Genomic DNA, 19523 nt, shown 5'->3' with positions numbered 1-19523 from the left:
GTCGGCCGTGGGAGGCGGGACCCGCGCAGCGGACGGACGAAACGTTTGTGCGGTAAAACCATGGTACACCGTGTTTTGGCGTGCTTTGTTTTTGTGCGGGTCTTTTTTGCTGTCTGGCAGAAAAGGCCCGCTGTTTTTTTGCGGTGCCTGTTCGGTTCTCCCACAAAAAGAGAGGTATCTTATGAAACGGCAACACCACCTTCGCACCGGTGTCCTGGCTCTGACGCTGGCCCTCCTGACCGCCGGATGCGCCCCGGCAACCGGTACGTCTGCACCGTCGCCCGCACCCGCCACGGCCGAAACCGCCGCCGACGGGCACTATCCCGTCACCGTCACCAACTACAACTACCTGGGGGACGAAGTCAGCTATACCTATGAGGAAGCCCCGCAGCGGGTGGTGGCGGTCTATCAGGGCTCCATCGAAACCATGATCGCCCTGGGGCTGGAAGATCACGTCATTGCCAGCTACGGCCTGGACAATGAGGTCAAGCCGGAATGGCAGGAGGGCTTTGCGGCCATGAACTACCGGGAAGACGTTTTTGCCCCGGACAAGGAAACTGTGACCCTGCTGGAACCGGACATGATTCTTTCCTGGGGATCTCTGTTCAGCGAGAAAAATCTGGGGGATGTGACGGGCTGGAACAACAAGGGCGTGGCCACCTACATCAACACCAACACCCGGGGCGGCGGCCGCCCTCGTACCCTGGAAAACGAGTACACCGACATTCTGAACCTGGGGCGCATCTTTGATGTGGAAGGCCGGGCCGAAGCTTTGGTGGAGGAGATGCGCACCGCCATCACCACCACCCTGACGGCGGTGGAAGGACAGGATTCCCCCCGGGTGGCGGTGGTGGAACCCATCGGGGGTGGCATGACCAACTACGGCGCCGATTCCCTGGCCGGGGACATGGTGGTGCAGCTGGGCGGTACCCTGGTCAAGCCGGAAGGCGGCGAGATGAGCAAGGAAGAGCTGGTGCAGGCGAATCCGGATGTGATTTTTGTGATTTACATGGCCTATTCCGGGGATGATCCCGAAACCGTGGTGGCCGAGCAGCTGGGGGCCATCACCGGGGACCCGGCCCTGGCAAGCCTGACCGCCGTGGCCGCCGACCGGGTCAAGCCGGTGATGCTGGGGGACGTGTACGCCGCCGGTCCCCGCACCGTGGACGGGATCCGCACCATTGCCGCGGGCATGTACCCGGATCTGTCCGTGTCCTGAGAAAAGGCGGAATCCGATGAAACAAGGTATGATACCAAGAAAACGCCGTCCCGCCGACGGGCTGGTGGCGGCGACCGTGGTGCTGCTGGCCGCAGGGCTGGGGGTGTCTCTGGTGGTGGCGGTCTCTTTCGGCACCACCAGGCTGCCGGTGGGGCAGGTGTACACCGTTCTGCGGTATGAACTGGCCCACCGGCTGCTGGGGCAACCCATCCCGGAAGCCTGGGCCCCCGGAACCGCGGTCCACGATGTGGTCTGGCTCATCCGTTTGCCCCGCCTGGTCCTGGCCGCCGCGGTGGGCAGCAGCCTTTCCCTGTGCGGGGTGGCCATGCAGGCCATTGTCAAAAATCCGCTGGCTGATCCGTACATCCTGGGCGTCTCCTCCGGCGCCGGCCTGGGGGTCACCCTGGCGGTGCTGCTGGGGGTGGGCACGGCCCTGGGCGGCAACTATGTGGGGCTGATGGCCTTTGCCGGGGCACTGGCCATCTCCTTCGCGGTGGTGGTGCTGGCCAACGTGGGCGGCCGGGCCAATTCGGTCAAGCTGCTTCTGGCCGGCAGCGCCTTGTCCGCCGTGTGTGGGGCTGGCTCCCAGTTCCTTTTATACATACACAGCGCCGACCGTGCCGCTACCGAAATCCTGCGCTGGACCATGGGCAGCCTGGCCGCCGCCGACTGGCCGGTCAACGGGGTAATGCTGACGGTGGCCGCAGGAGGCACGGCGTTTTTCCTGACCCAGAGCCGCACGCTGAATCTCATGCTGCTGGGGGACGAAACCGCCGTGACCCTGGGCACCGACCTGTACCGCTACCGCCTGGTATACCTGACCGTCAGCGCCCTGCTGGTAGGATTTTCGGTGTATGCGGCGGGGGCCATCGGCTTTGTGGGGCTGGTGGTGCCCCATGTGGTGCGCCTGCTCTTCGGCACCGATCATCGTCGCCTGGTTCCGCTGTGTGCGCTGTCCGGGGCGCTGTTTCTGCTCTGGGCGGATGTGCTCTGCCGCACCATTCTGCCCGGCAACGAAATCCCGGTGGGCATTCTGACCGCCATGCTGGGGGCGCCGGTGTTTTTGTACCTGATGGTACGCCGCCGGTACGGATTCGGGGGTGGTGAGGCATGAAAATCACGGTACAGCATCTGCAAAAAGCCTTGGGTGGACGCCCGGTGCTGCGGGATGTGACCCTGGACATTCCCGAAAACAAAGTCCTGGGCATCATCGGGCCCAACGGCAGCGGAAAATCCACCTTGCTGCGCTGCATCGGCCGGGTTCTGCGTCCGGAAGGCGGTGCCGTGCTGCTGGACGGCCGTCTTTTGCAGGACTATACGCCCCGCCAATCGGCCCAAAGCATGGCCATGGTGGCCCAGCACAATACCTACAACTTTGATTTCACGGTGCGGGAGGTGGTGCTCATGGGCCGCAGTCCCCACAAGCGTGCCCTCCAGCGGGACACCCCCGAGGATTTCCGCCTGGTGGGGGAGAGCCTGGCGGCGGTGGGACTGGCCGGGTTTGAGGACCGCAGCTTTTCCCGCCTGTCCGGCGGGGAACAGCAGCGGGTGGTACTGGCCCGGGCCCTGGCCCAGCAGACGCCCTGCCTGCTGCTGGACGAACCCACCAACCACCTGGATATCCGCTACCAGCTGCAGCTCATGGATCTGGTGCGGGGGCTGGGCAAGACGGTCGTTGCGGCCGTGCATGACCTGAATATCGCCGCTTTGTACTGTGATCGTCTGGTGGTGCTGCAGGAAGGTGCCATTGTGGCCGAAGGCACCCCGGCGGAAGTTCTGACCCCCACCCTCCTTCAGAAGGTGTACGGGGTTCACGCCCGGGTGCTGCCGGATGAAAATGGTGTACCCTATATCCTTTTCCGCCCCGAATGTGGTACAATAACAAGATGATCCCGCCCAACCCCGGCGGAACATCCAAGGAGAACAACGAACTATGCCAAAAACCTTGCTTTGTGTCAGCTTCGGCACCAGTGTGCCCGCCGCCCGGGAAAGTATCTCGGCGGTGGAAACCGCATTGCAGCAATCGGCCCCGGATCTGGCCTTCGTGCGGGCCTTCACCAGCCCCACCATCCGCCGTATCCTGCAAAGCCGGGGCGAAAGGGTGCAAAGCCTGCCCGAAGCACTGGAAGCCCTGGCCGGAAAAGAGGTGCTCGTGCAGCCCACCCATTTTCTGTATGGGCAGGAGTACGACTGCATCCGCCGGGAGGTGGAATCCCGGCAGGATCGTTTTTCCTCCATCGCCCTGGGCAAGCCGCTGCTGGCAGGGGTGGAAGACCTGCGCGTCCTGGCTGCGGCCATAGCCGAAGCCTGCCCGCCGGTTTCCGGCGAGGCGCTGCTGCTCATGGGCCACGGCACCGAACACTTTTCGGGGGTGGTGTACCCGGCCTTGCAGACGGTCTTTCATATGATGGGCCGCACCGATGTGTACGTGGCCACTGTGGAAGGCTGGCCCACTTTGGACCAGGTCCTTCCCCAGCTGGAGCGGGCGGGCATCCGTGCCGCCCACCTGATGCCCCTCATGCTGGTGGCGGGGGACCACGCCTGCAACGATATGGCCGGGGACGACCCGGACAGCTGGAAGTCCCGGCTGAGCGCGGCGGGCGTTTCCGTCCGCTGTACCCTGCGGGGACTGGGAACTCTGCCGGCGGTGCAAACCCTGTACACCGCTCATCTGCGGGAATTGCGGGAGCAAAATTCATGAGTTTTGAACACTATGTGCGCAGCGGCCAGCGGCTGCTGCGCTGCGGTTACACCACCGGTACCTGTGCGGCGCTGGCGGCCCGGGGAGCGGCGGAACTGCTGCTTACCGGCTGTGCGCCGCGCACCGTCTGCCTGACCACCCCCAAGGGCTGGCCGGTGGAGGTACTGCCCCGGTACTGCCGCATGGAATATGCGGCGGCCCTGTGCGGGGTGGAAAAGGATGCAGGCGACGACTGCGACATCACCGACGGCATGGTGGTGGAAGCGCTCGTTGTCCGCACCGACGCCCCCGGCATTGCAGTGGACGGCGGCGAGGGGGTGGGCCGGGTGACCAAACCTGGTCTGGACCAGCCGGTGGGGGCGGCGGCCATCAACACGGTGCCCCGCCGTATGATCACCGAGGCCGTCGCCGAAATCTGCCGCCGTCTGGGGTATGCCGGTGGTCTGGGGGTGGAAATCCGCATTCCCGGCGGGGCCGAAGCCGCCCGCAAAACCTTCAACCCCAAACTGGGGGTGGAAGGCGGCCTCTCGGTGCTGGGCACCTCCGGGGTGGTAGAACCTATGAGTGAGCAGGCTCTGGTGGATACCATCGTCCTGGAAATCCGCCAGGCGGCCGCCGCCGGGCACGACCTGATCCTGACCCCCGGCAACTACGGTGCCGATTTCCTGCGGGACCAGAAGCTGGACCTGCTGGGGGTGCCGGTGGTCAAGTGTTCCAACTTCATCGGAGACGCCCTGGACATCGCCGCCGCCGAGGGGATGGAACGCCTTTTGCTGGTGGGGCATATCGGCAAGCTGGTCAAGCTGGCGGGGGGCATCATGAACACCCATTCCCGCTATGCCGACTGCCGCACCGAGCTGTTCTGCGCCCACGCCGCCGTCTGCGGGGCGGGGCAGGAACTCTGTGCCGCTCTGCTGCAGGCCCCCACCACCGATGCCTGCCTGGAACTGCTGGATAAAGCCGGCTTGCGGCTGGCGGTTTTGCAGCGGCTGCTGGACGCCGCCGCCGGGCATCTGCAGCGCCGCGCAGGGGAAGCCTGCCGGACGGGACTGATTCTCTTTTCCAACCAATACGGCCTTCTGGGCCTGAGTGATACCGCAAAGGAGATACTTGCACAGTGGAAACGTTAAAAGGCACCCTGTACGGGGTCAGCGTAGGGCCGGGTGACCCGGAGCTTCTCACCCTCAAGGCCATGCGCATCATCCGGCGCTGCCCGGTGATTGCCGCGCCCCAGACCAAAAGCGGGGAGATGCTGGCTCTGGAAATCGCCCGCCAGGCGGTGGACCTGAGCTGTAAGGCCATTGTGCCGCTTCACTTCACCATGAGCCGGCAGGAATCCGAGCGCCGCAAAGCCCACGAAGCCGCCGCCGAAACCCTGCGGGGCTACCTGGATGCGGGGCAGGATGTGGCTATGCTCAACCTGGGGGACGTTTCGGTGTATGCCACCTTCGGGTATCTGCAGGCCATTCTGGAAGAACAGGGCTACCGCACCGCCATGGTGGCGGGGGTGCCCAGCTTCTGCGCCGTGGCGGCCCGGCTCAACCGGCCGCTGACCGGCGGCATGGACACCCCGCTGACCATCGCCCCGGGCAGTATCGAGCTGGAAGAGATCCTGGCCACGCCCGGGTCCAAGGTACTCATGAAAAGCGGACGTCAGCTGCCCCGGGTGCTGGACGCCCTGGAACAGGCGGACCTGCTGGACAAAAGCGCCCTGGTGTGTAACTGCGGTTTGCCGGAAGAACAGGTCTGGGACAACCTGACCGAAACCCGTCCGGAAGAAAACGCCGGGTACTTTGCCACCATTCTGGTGAACAAATAAGGAAAGGGGACAGAATACCATGGTGCATTTTGTGGGCGCTGGTCCGGGCGCACCGGACCTGATTACCCTGCGGGGGGCGGAGCTGCTGCGCACCGCCGACTGCGTGATCTATGCGGGCAGCCTGGTCAACCCGGCGCTGCTGGGGCTGACCAAGGAAGGCTGTGCCGTTTACAACAGCGCCGAGATGACCCTGGAGCAGGTGCTGGCGGTCATGAAAGAGCAGGAAGCCGCCCGGCACAGGACGGTGCGGCTGCACACAGGGGACCCCTGCCTGTACGGCGCGGTGCGGGAACAGATGGACGCCCTGGACGAGGCGGGCATTCCCTATGAGAGCACCCCCGGCGTTTCCAGCTTCTGCGGAGCGGCGGCGGCCCTGGATGCGGAATACACCCTGCCCGGGGTCAGCCAGAGTGTGATTATCACCCGTCTGGCCGGCCGTACCCCCGTGCCGGAACGGGAAAGCCTGGCCTCCCTGGCCGCCCATGGCGCCACGATGGTCATTTTCCTCTCTGCCGGAATGCTGCCTGGTGTCCAGCGGGCGTTGCTGGAAGGCGCTTACACCCAGGAAACCCCCGCCGCCCTGGTGTACAAGGCTTCCTGGCCGGAAGAAAAGGTGGTCCGCTGCACGGTGGGCACCCTGGCTGACTGCGGCCGGGAAAACGGCATCTCCCGCACCGCTCTGGTGCTGGTGGGGGACTTCCTGGGCCGACAATACGACCGCAGCCGGTTGTATGATCCAACCTTCACCACCGGCTACCGCCAGGGAACCGAAGGATGAGCGCGGGACCGGTTTTTCTGCTGTCCTTCACCGACAAAGGCCAGCAATTGGCCGAATCCCTGGCCGGGCCGTTGGGCGGACAGGCGGCCCGCTGCGGGAGCCCTTTGTCTTTGGCACAATGGACCGGGAAACACTTTTCTCAGGCGGGAGCCCTGGTGTTTGTGGGGGCAACGGGGATTGCGGTGCGGGCCATCGCCCCGTATATCAAAAGTAAGGTGCAGGACCCGGCGGTGGTGGTGGTGGACGAAGGCGCCCACTGGGCCATTCCGATTCTCTCCGGCCATCTCGGCGGTGCCAACGACCTGGCCCGGCGGATTGCGGGGCTGTGCGGCGCTGCGGCGGTGCTCACCACCGCCACCGACGTAAACGGCGTCTTTGCGGTGGACGAATGGTCCAAGCGGCAGAACTGCCGGATCGTCAACCCCGAAAAAATCAAGACGGTTTCATCAGCGGTGCTGGCCGGAACGCCGGTGCGGGTGTACAGTGAATTCCCCATCGCAGGCAACACGCCCCCGGGCCTGTGCCTGACCCCATCCGCCCCCTGGGATCTGTACCTGGGCCTGCACCGGGAGGCTTCGGGAGCGCTGCACCTGGTGCCCCGGATCGCGGTGCTGGGGGTGGGATGCCGCAAAGGTACCGCTGCCGAACCCCTGGAACAGGCACTGGACCAGCTGCTGGCGGAAACCGACCTATGTGAGCAGGCTCTTTGTGCCGTGGCCAGCATCGACCTCAAAAAGGACGAACCCGGCCTGCAGGCCTTTTGCAAGGCCCATGGGTGGCCTTTGCAAACCTACTCCGCCGCCGCACTGGCCGCCGTGCCGGGAACCTTCACCCCCAGCCCCTTTGTGCGCAGGGTCACCGGGGTGGATAACGTGTGCGAGCGGGCCGCGGTGCGGGCGTCCGGCGGGACCCTTTTCAGCAAAAAACACGCGGGGAACGGCGTGACCATGGCCTTGGCCCTGAAACCCTACACCCCGGATTGGAGATGGCAGGATGAATAAATTGTTTGTGGTGGGCCTTGGCCCTGGCGACGCCCGGTTTCTTACCGGACAGGCCCGGCAGGCCCTGGACCAGGCGCAGCTGATCTGCGGGTACTCGGTGTACATTGATCTGATCAAGCCGCTGTATCCGGATAAAGACTACTACACCACCCCCATGAAGCAGGAAATCGACCGCTGCCGCCATGCTCTGGCCTCGGCGCAGCAGGGAATTCCCACCGCCATGGTGTGCAGCGGGGACGCCGGAGTTTACGGCATGGCCTCTCCGGTGCTGGAACTTTCCCCCGAATACCCGGACGTGGACATCGAGGTGGTGCCCGGTATCACGGCGGCGCTGTCCGGCGGGGCGGTGCTGGGGGCACCCCTGGGCCACGATTTCTGCGTGATCTCCCTGTCCGATCTGCTCACCCCCTGGGAGGTCATCGAAAACCGCCTGACCTGTGCCGCCAAGGGGAATTTTGCCCTGTGTTTGTATAATCCCGGTTCCCGCAAGCGGGCCGATTACCTGCAAAAGGCGGTGCAGATCCTGCTCCGGGCGGGCAAAGATCCCCAAACGGCCTGCGGCTATGTGCGCAACATCGGCCGGGAAGGCCAGAGCGCCCGGGTGCTGACCCTGGCACAGCTGGAAACTGCGGAGATGGATATGTTCACCACCGTCTTCATCGGGGCTTCCACCACCCGGATTCTCAGTGATAGGCTGGTCACCCCCCGGGGGTATCGCCCGTGAGGATCGTGATCTTTTCCGGCACCACCGAAGGCCGCTGCCTCTCCCACACCCTGGCGCAAAGGGGGGCACAGGTCACCGTCTGTGTGGCCACCGAATACGGTGCCGAAGAGCAGGGCACGGCCCCCGGCGTGACGGTGCACACCGGCCGGATGGAGCCCCCTGCCATGGCCCGTGTGTTGACTGGGGCGGCCCTTTGCATCGACGCCACCCACCCTTATGCGGCGGCGGCCACCGCCAACATCCGACGGGCGGCGCGGATGGCGGGGGTTCCTTACAAACGGCTGCTGCGCCCGGCCAGCCCGCTGCCGCCCGGAAGTCTGACAGCTCCCGATGCCCAAGGCGCTGCGGCGCTGCTGCAAGAGACCACAGGCCCCATCCTGCTCACCACCGGTGCCAAGGAATTGTCCGCCTTTGCCTGCCTGGGGGGAGAGCGGTTGTTTCCCCGGGTGCTGCCGGTGGCCGAAAGCCTGCGTGCCTGCGAGGCGGCAGGCATCCCCCACCGCAACATCATTGCCATGCAGGGGCCTTTCGGCACCGAGCTGAACGTGGCCCTGCTGCGCCAGTTTTCCATCCGGTATCTGGTCACCAAGGACGGCGGCCCCCAGGGCGGCTTTGCCGAAAAGGCCGCCGCCGCCCAGAAGACCGGTGCAGTGCTGGTGGTCATCCGCCGCCCCGCCGACGCGGGCGAATCCGAAGAGGAAATCCTCAATTTCTGCAAAGGACTGATCCCATGAATATTACCTTACTGGGCATCGGCAGCGGGGACACTTCCACCCTGACCCAAGGGGCCGCCGAAGCCCTGGCCGGGGCGGGGTGCATCATCGGGGCCCGGCGTCTGCTGGCCGGACTGCCGGATTCCTGCACACCCAACCGGGTGGTTGCCACCAAGCCGGATGCCATCCGCCAGGCTCTGGAAGAAAATGCAGACCTCCCCTGTGTGGTGGCTTACAGCGGTGACAGCGGTTTCTACTCCGGCTGCCGCAGCCTGCTGCCGCTGCTGCAAGGGCAGGCGGTAACGGTCTTGCCGGGCATTTCCAGCGTGCAGATGCTGGCCGCGGCCCTGGGCCGTCCCTGGCAGGACTGGAACCTGGTCAGCGCCCACGGGGTGACCTGCAACGCCGTGGCCGCCGTCATGCAGGGCAAACCTGCCTTCTTTCTCACCGGCGGCACCCTGGGCCCGGCGGAACTGTGCCGTCAGCTGACCGATGCCGGGCTGGGTACTTTGCCGGTGACGGTGGGGGAGGACCTGGGCTGCGAAGCGCAGAACATCACGGTCACCACCGCGCAGGAAGCCGCGGAGCGCAGCTTTTCGGCGCTGTCGGTGCTGCTGGCGGAAGCTGCCCCCCAGGGGCCCCGGCGCACCCCCGGCTGGCCGGACAATTGGTTTGTCCGGGGGGCGGTGCCTATGACCAAGCAGATGGTCCGCGCCGCCGCCCTGGCTGCCCTGGCACCCAAAGCGGAAGATACCCTCTGGGACGTGGGGGCCGGTACCGGCAGCGTCAGTGTGGAACTGGCCGCCGTCGCATCCCGTGGCCGGGTGTACGCGGTGGAATGTGAGGCGGAAGCCTGCCGCCTGATCGAGGAAAACCGCCGCAAATTCTGTGCCTGGAACCTGCATCCGGTGCCGGGCCGCGCCCCCGAAGCCCTGTCTGACCTGCTTGCGCCGGACGGGGTATTCATCGGAGGCACCAAGGGCGGTATGGTCGCGGTGGTGGACACGGTGCTTGCCCGCAACCCTGCCGCCCGGCTGTGTATCACGGCCATCGCCCTGGAAACGGTGACCACCGCCATGCAGGCACTGCAAAAGCACGGTGTGGATCCTTGTGTGCGGCAGCTGGCGGTCAGTGCAACCAGAACCGCGGGCCGGGTGCATATGCTCACGGCCCAGAATCCCATCTTTTTGATAACGGGGAACTGCGATGATTGAATGTATGGTAGCCGCCCCCCACTCGGGCAGCGGCAAGACGGTGGTGACCTGCGCCCTGCTGGCCGCCCTGAAACGGCGCCGGCACGACCCCTGCGCCTTCAAATGCGGGCCGGATTATATCGATCCCATGTTTCACCGGGCGGTGCTGGGAGTGGAAAGCCACAACCTGGACTTGTACCTGTCCAGTGAAGCCACGGTGCGCAGCCTGTACGTGGACGCCTGCGCCGGCCACGGCGCCGCCGTGTGCGAAGGGGTCATGGGCTTTTATGACGGGGTAGGGGGCACCACCGAGCGGGCCTCCGCCTGGCATCTGGCCGACACGCTGGGCATTCCGGTGTTGCTCACCCTGCGTCCCAAGGGCGCCAGCCTGAGCCTGGCCGCCGTGGTGCGGGGACTGCAGACATTTGCTCCCAACAGCTATATTGCGGCCATTCTGCTCAACGACTGTTCCCCCAGCCTGTACAGCACCCTGGCCCCCATGCTGGAGGAGAAAACCGGCCTGCCGGTGCTGGGATATCTGCCCCCTATGCCGGAAGCCAAATTCGAGAGCCGTCACCTGGGCCTGTACACAGCGGGGGAGATCATCGACCTGCGCAGCCGGATCAACGCCCTGGCAGCCACTATCCTGCAAACGGTGGACTGGCCCCGGTTTGAACAGATCTTCGAAACCCCGGACCATGGCGCCGCCAGGCGGCCCTATCCCCAGGCTATGACCCGCATTGCGGTGGCCCGGGACCAGGCGTTCTGCTTCACCTATGCCGAAACCATCGAAACCTTCTGCCGTGCGGGGGCGGAACCGGTGTTTTTCAGCCCCCTGCACGACCAGCAGCTGCCTTCCGATATCGGCGGGCTGTATCTGCCGGGGGGATATCCCGAACTGCACGCCGAAGCCCTTTCCCGCAACGAGAGCATGCGCACGGCCATCCGGGCAGCCATCGACGACGGCATGCCCACGGTGGCGGAATGCGGGGGATTTCTGTACCTGGGCCAGTCTTTGCAGGACGGGGAAGGCCAGACCTTCCCCATGGTGGGGGTGCTGCCTGGTCACGGCCTGCGCACCGAAAAGCTGGTCCGGTTCGGGTACGCCGAGCTGACAGCCCGGCAGGGGGGACTTCTGCTCCGCCAGGGGGAAAGCACCCCGGTGCATGAATTCCATTACTGGGACAGCACCGAAAACGGCGACGCCTTCGAGGCGGTCAAACCCGTTTCGGGGCGCAAATGGACCTGTGGGTTCACCACCCCCACCCTGTATGCGGCATTTTCCCATCTGTACTTCGCGGGCAATATGCAGATGGCCCGCCGGTTTGTGGCGGCGGCCCGCAACTATCACGCAAAGGAAGAGTGAACCATGCAAGAGCAAACCCTGCGCCGGCTGCTGGCAGAGATCACCGGCCCGGATAAAGAGGCCCGCCGGGCGGCGCACGACCGCTGGTCAGCTTGCGCCAAACCCCTGGGCGGCCTGGGCCTGCTGGAAACCATGGTGGAGGACATCGCCGCCCTCACCGGCAGTGCCGATGTCCGCCTGGAAAAACGCACCCTTCTGGTGCTGTGCGCCGACAACGGTGTGGTGGCCGAAGGGGTCAGCCAGACCGGCAGCGAGGTCACCGCGGTGGTGGCCCGGCAGCTGGCGGCGGGCAACAGCACCGCCTGCCGCATGGCCCGGGTGGCCCGCTGTGCGGTGGTGCCGGTGGATATGGGCATCCTGAACCTGCCGCCTCTGCCCGGAGTTGTGGATGCCCGGGTGGCCAACGGCACCGGCAACATCGCCCGGGGCCCGGCCATGACCCGGGACCAGGCGGCCCGGGCGGTGCTGGCGGGCATGGACCTAGTCAAAACGCAGAAAGCACAGGGCACAACCCTGCTGGCCGCCGGGGAGATGGGCATCGGCAACACCACCACTGCCACCGCCGTGACCTGCGCCCTGCTGGGACTGAACCCGGCACAGGTCACCGGCCGGGGGGCGGGACTGTCCGACGCGGGCCTGGCGCGCAAGGTGCAGGCCATTGAGCGGGCGCTGGCCGTCAATTCCCCCGACCCTGCCGACGCCCTGGACGTGTTGGCCAAGGTGGGCGGCCTGGACATTGCCGGACTGTGCGGTGTGTTCCTGGGTGGGGCGCTGTACGGCGTTCCGGTGCTCATGGATGGGGTGATCACGGCGGCGGCCGCCCTGTGTGCCGTGCGGCTCTGCCCGGCGGCGGACAAGGCCATTCTGGCCAGCCACTGTTCCGCCGAACCCTGCGGCGAACGATTGCTGCAGGCGCTGGGCAAACAGCCGGTCATCACCGCCCGCATGCACCTGGGGGAAGGCACCGGTGCCCTGGCGGCCATGCCGTTGCTGGATATGGCCCTGGCGGTGTATGACGGTTCCACCTTTGCCGATTACGGTATGCAGGCCTACACCCCCCAGGAGGGCGCACCATGCTGACCTTTGTGGTGGGGGGCGCGGGCAGCGGCAAGAGCGCCTACGCCGAACGGCTGTTGGCGGCCAGCCCCGGTCCCCGGTATTATGTGGCCACCATGCAGGTGTGGGACGAAGAATGCCGCCGCCGCGTCCAACGGCACCGCGCCCAGCGGGCCGGACGCGGCTTTGTTACGCTGGAATGTTCCCGTGACTTGGCTCGGCTACGGCTGCCTGCCCCGGGGTCTGTTCTGCTGGAGGACCTTACCAACCTGGCGGCCAATGAACGGTATGACCCCGCAGGAGCCGGGCCATACACACAGGAAGCTGTCCGGGAAGGCTGGCGGGCGCTGCACCGCCAGAGCCCCCATCTCATCGTGGTGGGCAACGAGCTTTTCTGCGGCGGTACCGACTATGCCGGGGATACCGCCGCCTACCTGAAACTGCTGGCGGATCTGCACCGCTGCCTGGCCGCCGAGGCCGACAACGTCTGCGAAGTGGTGTCCGGCTGCCCGGTGTACTATAAAGGAAAGGAACCTGTGTATGGTCCTGTTTGAGACAATTGCGGTGGCCTTCGGCATGTTCAGCGCCGTGCCGCTGCCCCAACCCCGGTGGAATGAGAAAAACATGCGCTACGCCATGTGTGCTTTTCCCCTTATCGGGGTGGTCATCGGTCTGGTGTGGGCGGCCTGGGCGTGGGTCTGCGGGAGCTTCGGCCTCCCTGTTCTGTTGCGGGCAGCGGGACTCTGCCTGGTGCCGGTGCTCCTCACCGGCGGCATCCATCTGGACGGTTACGCCGACACCTGTGACGCCCTGGCCAGCTGCGCCGACCCGGCCAAAAAGCAGGCCATTCTAGCAGACCCGCACTGCGGCGCCTTTGCGGTTATCCGGCTGTGCAGCTATTTTGTGGCCACGGTGGGGCTGTGCGGGGCCATCGAACCCACTCCCGCTGCCTGCCTGTGCATGGGGCTCTGCTTTACCCTGGAACGGGCGTTGTCCGGCCTGGCGGTCACCAGTTTTCCGCTGGCCAAAAACACCGGCCTGGCCCATACCTTTGCCACCACCGCCGACCGCCACCGGGTCCGTCTGGTGCTGACGGTGCTGTGTGTGCTATTGTGCGCCCTGCTGGTGCTGGCCGGCGGCGGGCTGGCCGTTTTGGCCGGGCTGCTGGTGTTCTGGCACTACCACCGCACCGCCGTCAGACAGTTCGGCGGTCTCAGCGGGGATCTGGCCGGCTGGTTTGTGCAGCGGGCCGAACTGTGGATGCTGGCCGCCTTGACGGCAGGCCAATGGATCGGGGGATGGACGCTGTGATTCTGATTACCGGACCGCTGTACAGCGGCAAGACCGACTATGCCCGCACCCTCTGCCCCAATCCCGCCCAAATCTGTACCGATGCCCAGACGCTGGCGGCGGATTGCCCCGACCTGGAAGCCCTGGCCGACCACCTGGCCGGGCAATATGCGGTTGTCACCGTCACCGAGGTGGGCGGCGGCGTGGTGCCCACCGACCCCGCCCAGCGGGCCGCCCGGGAAGCCGCCGGGCGGCTGGGATGCCTGCTGGCGGCCCGGGCCAACACGGTGGTGCGGGTGTTCTGCGGCCTGCCTCTTGTGCTGAAAGGAGATCTTCCTCAATGAAAATTTATCTGTTGCGCCATGGCCTGACCATCTATAATACCGAAAAACGGTACCAGGGACAGCGGGACATCCCCCTGTCCGCCGAAGGGCTGGCCATGCTGCGCAAAGCCGATTTTGATACGGACCTTGTGTATGTGAGCCCGCTGACCCGTGCCCGCCAGACAGCCCAGGTGCTGTTTCCCACCGCCCGCCAGGTGCAGGTGCCGGATCTGCGGGAGATGTGCTTCGGCAGCTTTGAAGGCCGCAACTACAAGGAAATGGAGCACGACCCCGATTACCTGGCCTGGGTACAGGCCAACTGCGAAACCACCTGCCCCGACGGGGAGCGCAAGACCGATTTCTGCAACCGGACCTGCGCTGCCTTCTCCAAGCTGGTGGACGAAAACCTGGCCCAGGGCCGGGACCTGATGGTCATTGTGGCCCACGGCGGCACCCAGATGTCGGTGATGGAACGGTACGCGGTGCCCCACAAAGAGTATTACCAGTGGTGCGCCCCCAACGCCGGCGGTTACCTGCTGGATGCCTGCGACTGGCAGACCCAACACATCCTGCATCTGATCAAGACGGTGCAATACACGAAAGAGGAATCCCGATGATGCTGTGTGCCGCCATCCTCTGCGGATTTTTGATGGACCTTCTGTTGGCGGACCCGGAATGGATGCCCCACCCGGTGGTGTTCATGGGTAGGGCCATCTCGGCGCTGGAACCCCGCCTGCGCCGCCTTTTTCCCGATACCCCCGCCGGTCAGCTGAAAGCCGGGGGCATTCTGGCGGCACTGCTGCCCCTGGGCACGCTGGCCCTCACTGGTGCCGTCTGCCTGGGTGCCGCAGCCCTGCACCCGGTGCTGGGCTTTGCGGTGCAGACCTTCTGGTGCTGGCAGGCCCTGGCCGTGCGCGGCCTTGCCAAGGAAAGCCGCAACGTGTATAAAAAGCTCACCGGAGGCACCTTGCCCCAGGCCCGGCAGGCGGTGAGCCGCATTGTGGGCCGGGACACCCAGGCCCTCACGGCGGAAGGGGTGACCAAGGCCGCGGTGGAAACGGTGGCCGAAAACTTCTCCGATGGGGTTATGGCGCCGCTTTTGTACATGCTCATCGGCGGAGCGCCCCTGGCGCTATGCTATAAGGCCATCAACACCATGGACAGCATGGTGGGCTACAAGAATGATCGGTATCTTTACTTCGGCCGTGCGGCGGCTCACCTGGACGACGTGGCCGGGTATCTGCCCGCCCGTTTGGGGGCGCTGTTCTGGATTGCCGCGGCCGCCCTCAACGGCCGGGATGCCCGGGAGGTCTGGCGCATCTGGCGCCGGGACCGCCGCTGCCATGCCAGCCCCAACAGTGCCCAGACCGAATCCGCCTGTGCCGGGGCGCTGGGGGTACAGCTGGCCGGGCCGGCGTATTACTTCGGCAAACGGTACGAAAAGCCCACCATCGGCGACCCCACCCGTCCCATCGAAGCCGAAGACATTCTGCGGGCCAACCGCATGCTGTACACGGCCAGTGTACTGGCACTGGTTGTGGGTCTGGTATTGCGCGGCCTGCTGCTTGTTCTGTTCTGACCACTTACGTTTTTTTGGGAAAGGAACCCTTATGCCACAACTGACACACGGCGGAGACTGGGCCGGTTTTGCGGCCGAGTACGGCGCCATGCCCCTGGATTTTTCCGCCAACATCAGCCCTTTGGGCCTGCCGGAAGGGGTACGCCGGGCCGTCATCCAGACAGCCGCGTCCCAGGACCGGTACCCGGACCCGCTGTGCCGGGACCTGTGTGCCGCCATCGGACAGAGCCGGGGACTGCCCGCCCATCACATCCTGTGCGGCAACGGGGCAGCGGACCTGATCTGGCGGCTGGCCCTGGCCAAAAAGCCCCGCCACGCCCTGCTCACGGCCCCTACCTTTGCTGAGTATGCCGCCGCTTTGCACAGCGTGGACTGCCGGGTGCACGAATATCTTCTGCGCCCCGAACGGGATTTTGCGGTGGAAGAGGATTTCCTGACCTGCATCACCCCCGAAACCGACCTGGTGCTGCTGTGTGAACCCAACAATCCCACCGGCCGCACCACCGACCCGGCTCTGCTGCGCCGGATCCTGGAAACCTGTGCCGCCAACGGGACTCTGCTGGTGGTGGACGAGTGCTTCAACGAATTTCTGGATGACCCCGCCGCCCATACCCTGGAAGGCAGCCTGGCCGGGTATCCCAATTTGCTGATCCTCAAAGCTTTCACCAAATGGTATGCTATGGCGGGGGTGCGGCTGGGCTATGCGCTGTGTGCCGATACCACCTTGCTGGAACAGATGCAGGCAGCGGGTCAGCCCTGGGCGGTGTCCGGCCTGGCCCAGGCGGCTGGGCTGGCTGCCTTGCAGGAAACGGACTACAGCCGCCGCCTGCATGCCCTGATCATGGACCAGCGGCCCCGCCTGGCGGCAGCTCTGACCGGGTTGGGCTGCCGGGTGGTGCCGGGGCAGGCCAACTACCTGCTCTTTTCCCATCCCCGGCAGGACCTGGTTCCGGCGCTGCGTCGCCGGGGTGTGCTGCTGCGGGACTGTGCCAACTACCCGGGCCTTGGTCCCGGCTGGTACCGCTGCGCTGTGCGCAGCGAAGAAGAAAACAACGCCTTTGTACAGGCATTGAAGGAGGTGCTGTGAATGGCCAGATGCATCATGGTGCAGGGAACCATGTCCGGCGCCGGCAAAAGCCTGCTGGTCACCGCTCTGTGCCGGATCTTCCGGCAGGACGGGCTGCGGGTGGTCCCCTTCAAAAGCCAGAACATGGCCCTCAACAGCTACATCACCCGGGATGGGCTGGAAATGGGCCGCGCCCAGGTGGCCCAGGCCGAAGCCGCGGGCAAGGAACCGGATGTGCGGATGAATCCCATTCTGCTCAAACCCTCCAGCGATACCGGCAGCCAGCTCATTGTGAATGGCCGGGTGCGGGGGCAGTATGCGGCCCGGGACTATTTCGCCATGAAAAAGACCCTGGTGCCGGATATTCTGCAAGCCTACCGCAGTCTGGCCGCCGAAAATGACGTGATCGTCATCGAGGGCGCCGGCAGCCCGGCGGAAATCAACCTGAAGGCCGACGACATCGTCAACATGGGCCTGGCGGAGATGGTGGATGCTCCGGTCCTGCTGGTGGGGGACATCGACCGGGGCGGGGTGTTTGCCCAGCTCTACGGCACGGTGGCCCTGCTGGAACCCCGGGAACAGGCCCGCATTGTGGGCACCGTCATCAACAAGTTCCGGGGGGATGTGAGCCTGCTGGAACCCGGCCTGGAAATGCTGCGCCAGAAAACCGGGGTGCCGGTGCTGGGGGTGGTGCCCTACGGCCGGTGGGACATTGACGATGAGGACAGCCTGGCCCCGCGCCTTTCCCATACCCGGGCCGAAGGAGCGGTGGACATTGCGGTCATCCGGTTGCCCCGCATCTCCAATTTCACCGACTTCGCCCCGCTGGAAAGTCACCCCGCCCTGGGGGTGCGGTATGTGAACAATCCCGAACAGCTGGGGGTGCCGGACCTGGTAATCCTGCCCGGCACCAAAAACACCATGGAGGACCTGCTCTGGCTGCGGGAAAGCGGTCTTGAAGCGGCCATCCGCAAGTTGGCGGCGGCCAACACACCCGTTCTGGGAGTCTGCGGCGGGTACCAGATGCTGGGCCGGACCCTCAGCGACCCGGAAGGGATAGAAAAGCAGGGGACTTTGGCAGGGCTGGGACTTTTGCCCTGCGAGACGGTTTTCAACGCCCAAAAGACCCGTACCCGTATGCAGGCCGAGGTTCTGGCCCAACCTTTTGCGGGGGCCCGGTTGGATGGGTACGAGATTCACATGGGCCGCACCCAGCGTACCGGTGCAGAACCCTTCTGCCGGTTACAGACCGGGGCGGAGGACGGCGCGGTGCAGGGGTTGGTGTTCGGCACCTATCTCCACGGCCTGTTTGATACCGGCAGCCTGACCGACCGGCTGGCCGCCTGGCTGCTGGAGCGCAAGGGCCTTCCGGCAGACAGCACACCCACCCGGGAACGTGCCGCCTACAAGGAAGAACAATACGACCAACTGGCAGCCCAGGTGCGCGCGGCACTGGATATGCCGGCCATCTACCGCGCAATGGAGGCATACAACCATGGATAAAGGACTGGTGCATCTGTACTGGGGCGAAGGCAAAGGCAAGACCACGGCGGCGTTCGGTCTGGCGCTGCGCATGCTGGGCAGCGGTGGTACCGTCACGGTGGTGCAGTTTTTGAAGGACGGGCAGAGCAGCGAGCTGGAACCGCTGCGCAAACTGGGGGCCACGGTGTATTCCGGGCAGGCGGGCACTGGATTCTTCTCCCAGATGAGCCCGGAAGAACGGCAGCAGGTCCGTGCCCGGCATGACGACCATCTGCGCCGTGCCCTGGAAACTGACTGCGACCTGCTGGTGCTGGACGAAGCCTGTGCCGCCTGCCGACTGGGCATGGTGGACGAAGAGCTGTTGCGCCAGGCGATGCTTGGGCGCCCGGCGGGCAGGGAAGTGGTGCTCACCGGACGGGACCCCGCCGACTGGATGCAGCAAGCCGCCGACTATTCCACCGAGATGCGCTGTCACAAGCACCCCTATCAGAAAGGCATCACCGCCAGAAAGGGAGTGGAATATTGAACGCCGAACCCAAACATCATCTGCCTGCGGACATCGAGCGCACCAGCATGTCCATCATCGAATCCGAGCTGGCGGCGCGGGGCATTGTGCTTCCTCCCGAAACCAAAACGGTGGTCAAGCGGGTCATCCATACTACCGCCGATTTCGACTATGCCGAAACGCTGCGCTTTACCCCCGACGCGGTGGCCCTGGGAGTCCGGGCCCTGCAAAAAGGTGTACCCATCGTGACCGACACCAATATGGCCAAAGCGGGTATCAGCAAACCCAGTCTGGCACGGTTGGGAATGCAGGTGCACTGCTTTATGGCGGACGAAGCCGTGGCCCAGCGCGCCCGGCACAACGGCACCACCCGGGCGGTGGCGGCCATGCAGTACGCCGCCGAAACCCTGCCCGGCGCTTTGCTGGCGGTGGGCAACGCCCCCACGGCTTTGCTGGAAATCGCCGACCTGATTGAACAGGGCCTGCGCCCCGCCCTGGTGGTGGGGGTGCCGGTGGGCTTTGTGAACGTGGTGGAAAGCAAACAACGGCTGATGCAGGTTTGCGAATCCGCCGGTGTGCCCGCCATTGCCGCCATGGGGCGCAAGGGTGGCAGCAATGTGGCGGCGGCCATCTGCAACGCTCTGCTGTATACGGCGCTGGATACTCTGGACCCCGCCCGGCGGGGCTGGCAATAAAACAAAAACAGTC

Annotated in this window: 22 protein-coding genes; all 22 read left to right on the top strand. The window is 65.4% G+C overall.

Annotated features, from left to right (window positions below):
• The first annotated feature begins 181 nt into the window (after positions 1-181).
• Genes H6B15_RS02435 through H6B15_RS02330 form a run of 22 tightly spaced genes read left to right on the top strand, consistent with a single transcriptional unit; the run spans position 182 to position 19510 of the window.
• Positions 182-1219, top strand: coding sequence for an ABC transporter substrate-binding protein (locus tag H6B15_RS02435; protein WP_204645680.1), 1038 nt, complete (start codon positions 182-184; stop codon positions 1217-1219).
• A 28-nt stretch (positions 1220-1247) separates the two neighbouring features.
• The gene (locus tag H6B15_RS02430; RefSeq protein ID WP_243424236.1) at positions 1248-2333 is read left to right on the top strand and encodes a FecCD family ABC transporter permease; all 1086 of its coding nucleotides are present in this window, start codon (positions 1248-1250) and stop codon (positions 2331-2333) included.
• Complete coding sequence (locus tag H6B15_RS02425; RefSeq protein WP_204645676.1) at positions 2330-3109, top strand: heme ABC transporter ATP-binding protein; 780 nt, start codon at positions 2330-2332, stop codon at positions 3107-3109. Before H6B15_RS02430 ends, H6B15_RS02425 begins: the two co-directional genes overlap by 4 nt.
• 43 nt (positions 3110-3152) lie before the next feature.
• A complete protein-coding gene (locus tag H6B15_RS02420) occupies positions 3153-3920 on the top strand; it encodes a sirohydrochlorin cobaltochelatase (protein ID WP_204645674.1) in 768 nt (255 codons plus the stop codon).
• A complete protein-coding gene (gene cbiD, locus H6B15_RS02415) occupies positions 3917-5050 on the top strand; it encodes a cobalt-precorrin-5B (C(1))-methyltransferase CbiD (RefSeq protein WP_204645672.1) in 1134 nt (377 codons plus the stop codon). The genes H6B15_RS02420 and cbiD overlap by 4 nt, the downstream gene beginning before the upstream one ends.
• Complete coding sequence (gene cobI / locus H6B15_RS02410; RefSeq protein WP_204645670.1) at positions 5038-5739, top strand: precorrin-2 C(20)-methyltransferase; 702 nt, start codon at positions 5038-5040, stop codon at positions 5737-5739. The genes cbiD and cobI overlap by 13 nt, the downstream gene beginning before the upstream one ends.
• 19 nt (positions 5740-5758) lie before the next feature.
• Positions 5759-6517 (top strand): precorrin-4 C(11)-methyltransferase, encoded by a 759-nt coding sequence (cobM, locus tag H6B15_RS02405; RefSeq protein ID WP_204645668.1) that lies wholly within the window; start codon positions 5759-5761, stop codon positions 6515-6517.
• The gene (locus H6B15_RS02400; RefSeq protein ID WP_204645666.1) at positions 6514-7518 is read left to right on the top strand and encodes a cobalt-precorrin 5A hydrolase; all 1005 of its coding nucleotides are present in this window, start codon (positions 6514-6516) and stop codon (positions 7516-7518) included. The genes cobM and H6B15_RS02400 overlap by 4 nt, the downstream gene beginning before the upstream one ends.
• Positions 7511-8242 (top strand): precorrin-3B C(17)-methyltransferase, encoded by a 732-nt coding sequence (gene cobJ, locus H6B15_RS02395; protein WP_204645664.1) that lies wholly within the window; start codon positions 7511-7513, stop codon positions 8240-8242. Before H6B15_RS02400 ends, cobJ begins: the two co-directional genes overlap by 8 nt.
• Positions 8239-8976, top strand: a complete 738-nt coding sequence (cobK, locus tag H6B15_RS02390) for a precorrin-6A reductase (RefSeq protein ID WP_204645662.1) — start codon at positions 8239-8241, stop codon at positions 8974-8976. Before cobJ ends, cobK begins: the two co-directional genes overlap by 4 nt.
• On the top strand, positions 8973-10169 hold the full coding sequence (gene cbiE / locus H6B15_RS02385) for a precorrin-6y C5,15-methyltransferase (decarboxylating) subunit CbiE (RefSeq protein ID WP_204645660.1): 1197 nt from the start codon (positions 8973-8975) through the stop codon (positions 10167-10169). Before cobK ends, cbiE begins: the two co-directional genes overlap by 4 nt.
• Positions 10162-11514: a cobyrinate a,c-diamide synthase gene (locus H6B15_RS02380; RefSeq protein ID WP_204645658.1), complete on the top strand. Its 1353-nt coding sequence runs from the start codon at positions 10162-10164 to the stop codon at positions 11512-11514. The genes cbiE and H6B15_RS02380 overlap by 8 nt, the downstream gene beginning before the upstream one ends.
• Positions 11515-11517: 3 nt before the next feature.
• Positions 11518-12594 (top strand): nicotinate-nucleotide--dimethylbenzimidazole phosphoribosyltransferase, encoded by a 1077-nt coding sequence (cobT, locus tag H6B15_RS02375; RefSeq protein WP_204645656.1) that lies wholly within the window; start codon positions 11518-11520, stop codon positions 12592-12594.
• On the top strand, positions 12588-13124 hold the full coding sequence (locus H6B15_RS02370) for a bifunctional adenosylcobinamide kinase/adenosylcobinamide-phosphate guanylyltransferase (protein WP_204645654.1): 537 nt from the start codon (positions 12588-12590) through the stop codon (positions 13122-13124). Before cobT ends, H6B15_RS02370 begins: the two co-directional genes overlap by 7 nt.
• Positions 13111-13881: an adenosylcobinamide-GDP ribazoletransferase gene (locus tag H6B15_RS02365; protein WP_204645652.1), complete on the top strand. Its 771-nt coding sequence runs from the start codon at positions 13111-13113 to the stop codon at positions 13879-13881. The genes H6B15_RS02370 and H6B15_RS02365 overlap by 14 nt, the downstream gene beginning before the upstream one ends.
• Complete coding sequence (locus tag H6B15_RS02360; protein WP_204645650.1) at positions 13878-14204, top strand: bifunctional adenosylcobinamide kinase/adenosylcobinamide-phosphate guanylyltransferase; 327 nt, start codon at positions 13878-13880, stop codon at positions 14202-14204. Before H6B15_RS02365 ends, H6B15_RS02360 begins: the two co-directional genes overlap by 4 nt.
• Positions 14201-14800 carry a histidine phosphatase family protein gene (locus H6B15_RS02355; protein WP_204645648.1) on the top strand — a complete coding sequence of 200 codons (600 nt, stop codon included), beginning with the start codon at positions 14201-14203 and terminating at the stop codon, positions 14798-14800. The genes H6B15_RS02360 and H6B15_RS02355 overlap by 4 nt, the downstream gene beginning before the upstream one ends.
• Positions 14800-15762: an adenosylcobinamide-phosphate synthase CbiB gene (gene cbiB / locus H6B15_RS02350; RefSeq protein WP_204645823.1), complete on the top strand. Its 963-nt coding sequence runs from the start codon at positions 14800-14802 to the stop codon at positions 15760-15762. Before H6B15_RS02355 ends, cbiB begins: the two co-directional genes overlap by 1 nt.
• A 31-nt stretch (positions 15763-15793) precedes the next feature.
• Positions 15794-16849 (top strand): pyridoxal phosphate-dependent aminotransferase, encoded by a 1056-nt coding sequence (locus H6B15_RS02345; RefSeq protein WP_204645646.1) that lies wholly within the window; start codon positions 15794-15796, stop codon positions 16847-16849.
• Positions 16850-18331: a cobyric acid synthase gene (locus H6B15_RS02340; protein WP_204645644.1), complete on the top strand. Its 1482-nt coding sequence runs from the start codon at positions 16850-16852 to the stop codon at positions 18329-18331. It abuts the gene before it with no gap.
• Positions 18324-18836 (top strand): cob(I)yrinic acid a,c-diamide adenosyltransferase, encoded by a 513-nt coding sequence (locus tag H6B15_RS02335; protein ID WP_204645643.1) that lies wholly within the window; start codon positions 18324-18326, stop codon positions 18834-18836. The genes H6B15_RS02340 and H6B15_RS02335 overlap by 8 nt, the downstream gene beginning before the upstream one ends.
• The gene (locus H6B15_RS02330; RefSeq protein ID WP_275950946.1) at positions 18833-19510 is read left to right on the top strand and encodes a precorrin-8X methylmutase; all 678 of its coding nucleotides are present in this window, start codon (positions 18833-18835) and stop codon (positions 19508-19510) included. The genes H6B15_RS02335 and H6B15_RS02330 overlap by 4 nt, the downstream gene beginning before the upstream one ends.
• The last annotated feature ends 13 nt before the right edge of the window (positions 19511-19523 follow it).

This window comes from Gemmiger formicilis (assembly GCF_016900095.1).
GTDB lineage: Bacteria > Bacillota > Clostridia > Oscillospirales > Ruminococcaceae > Gemmiger > Gemmiger formicilis_A.
The sequence above is the reverse complement of the archived record's forward strand: the minus strand, read 5'-3'. Positions and strand labels throughout refer to the sequence as shown.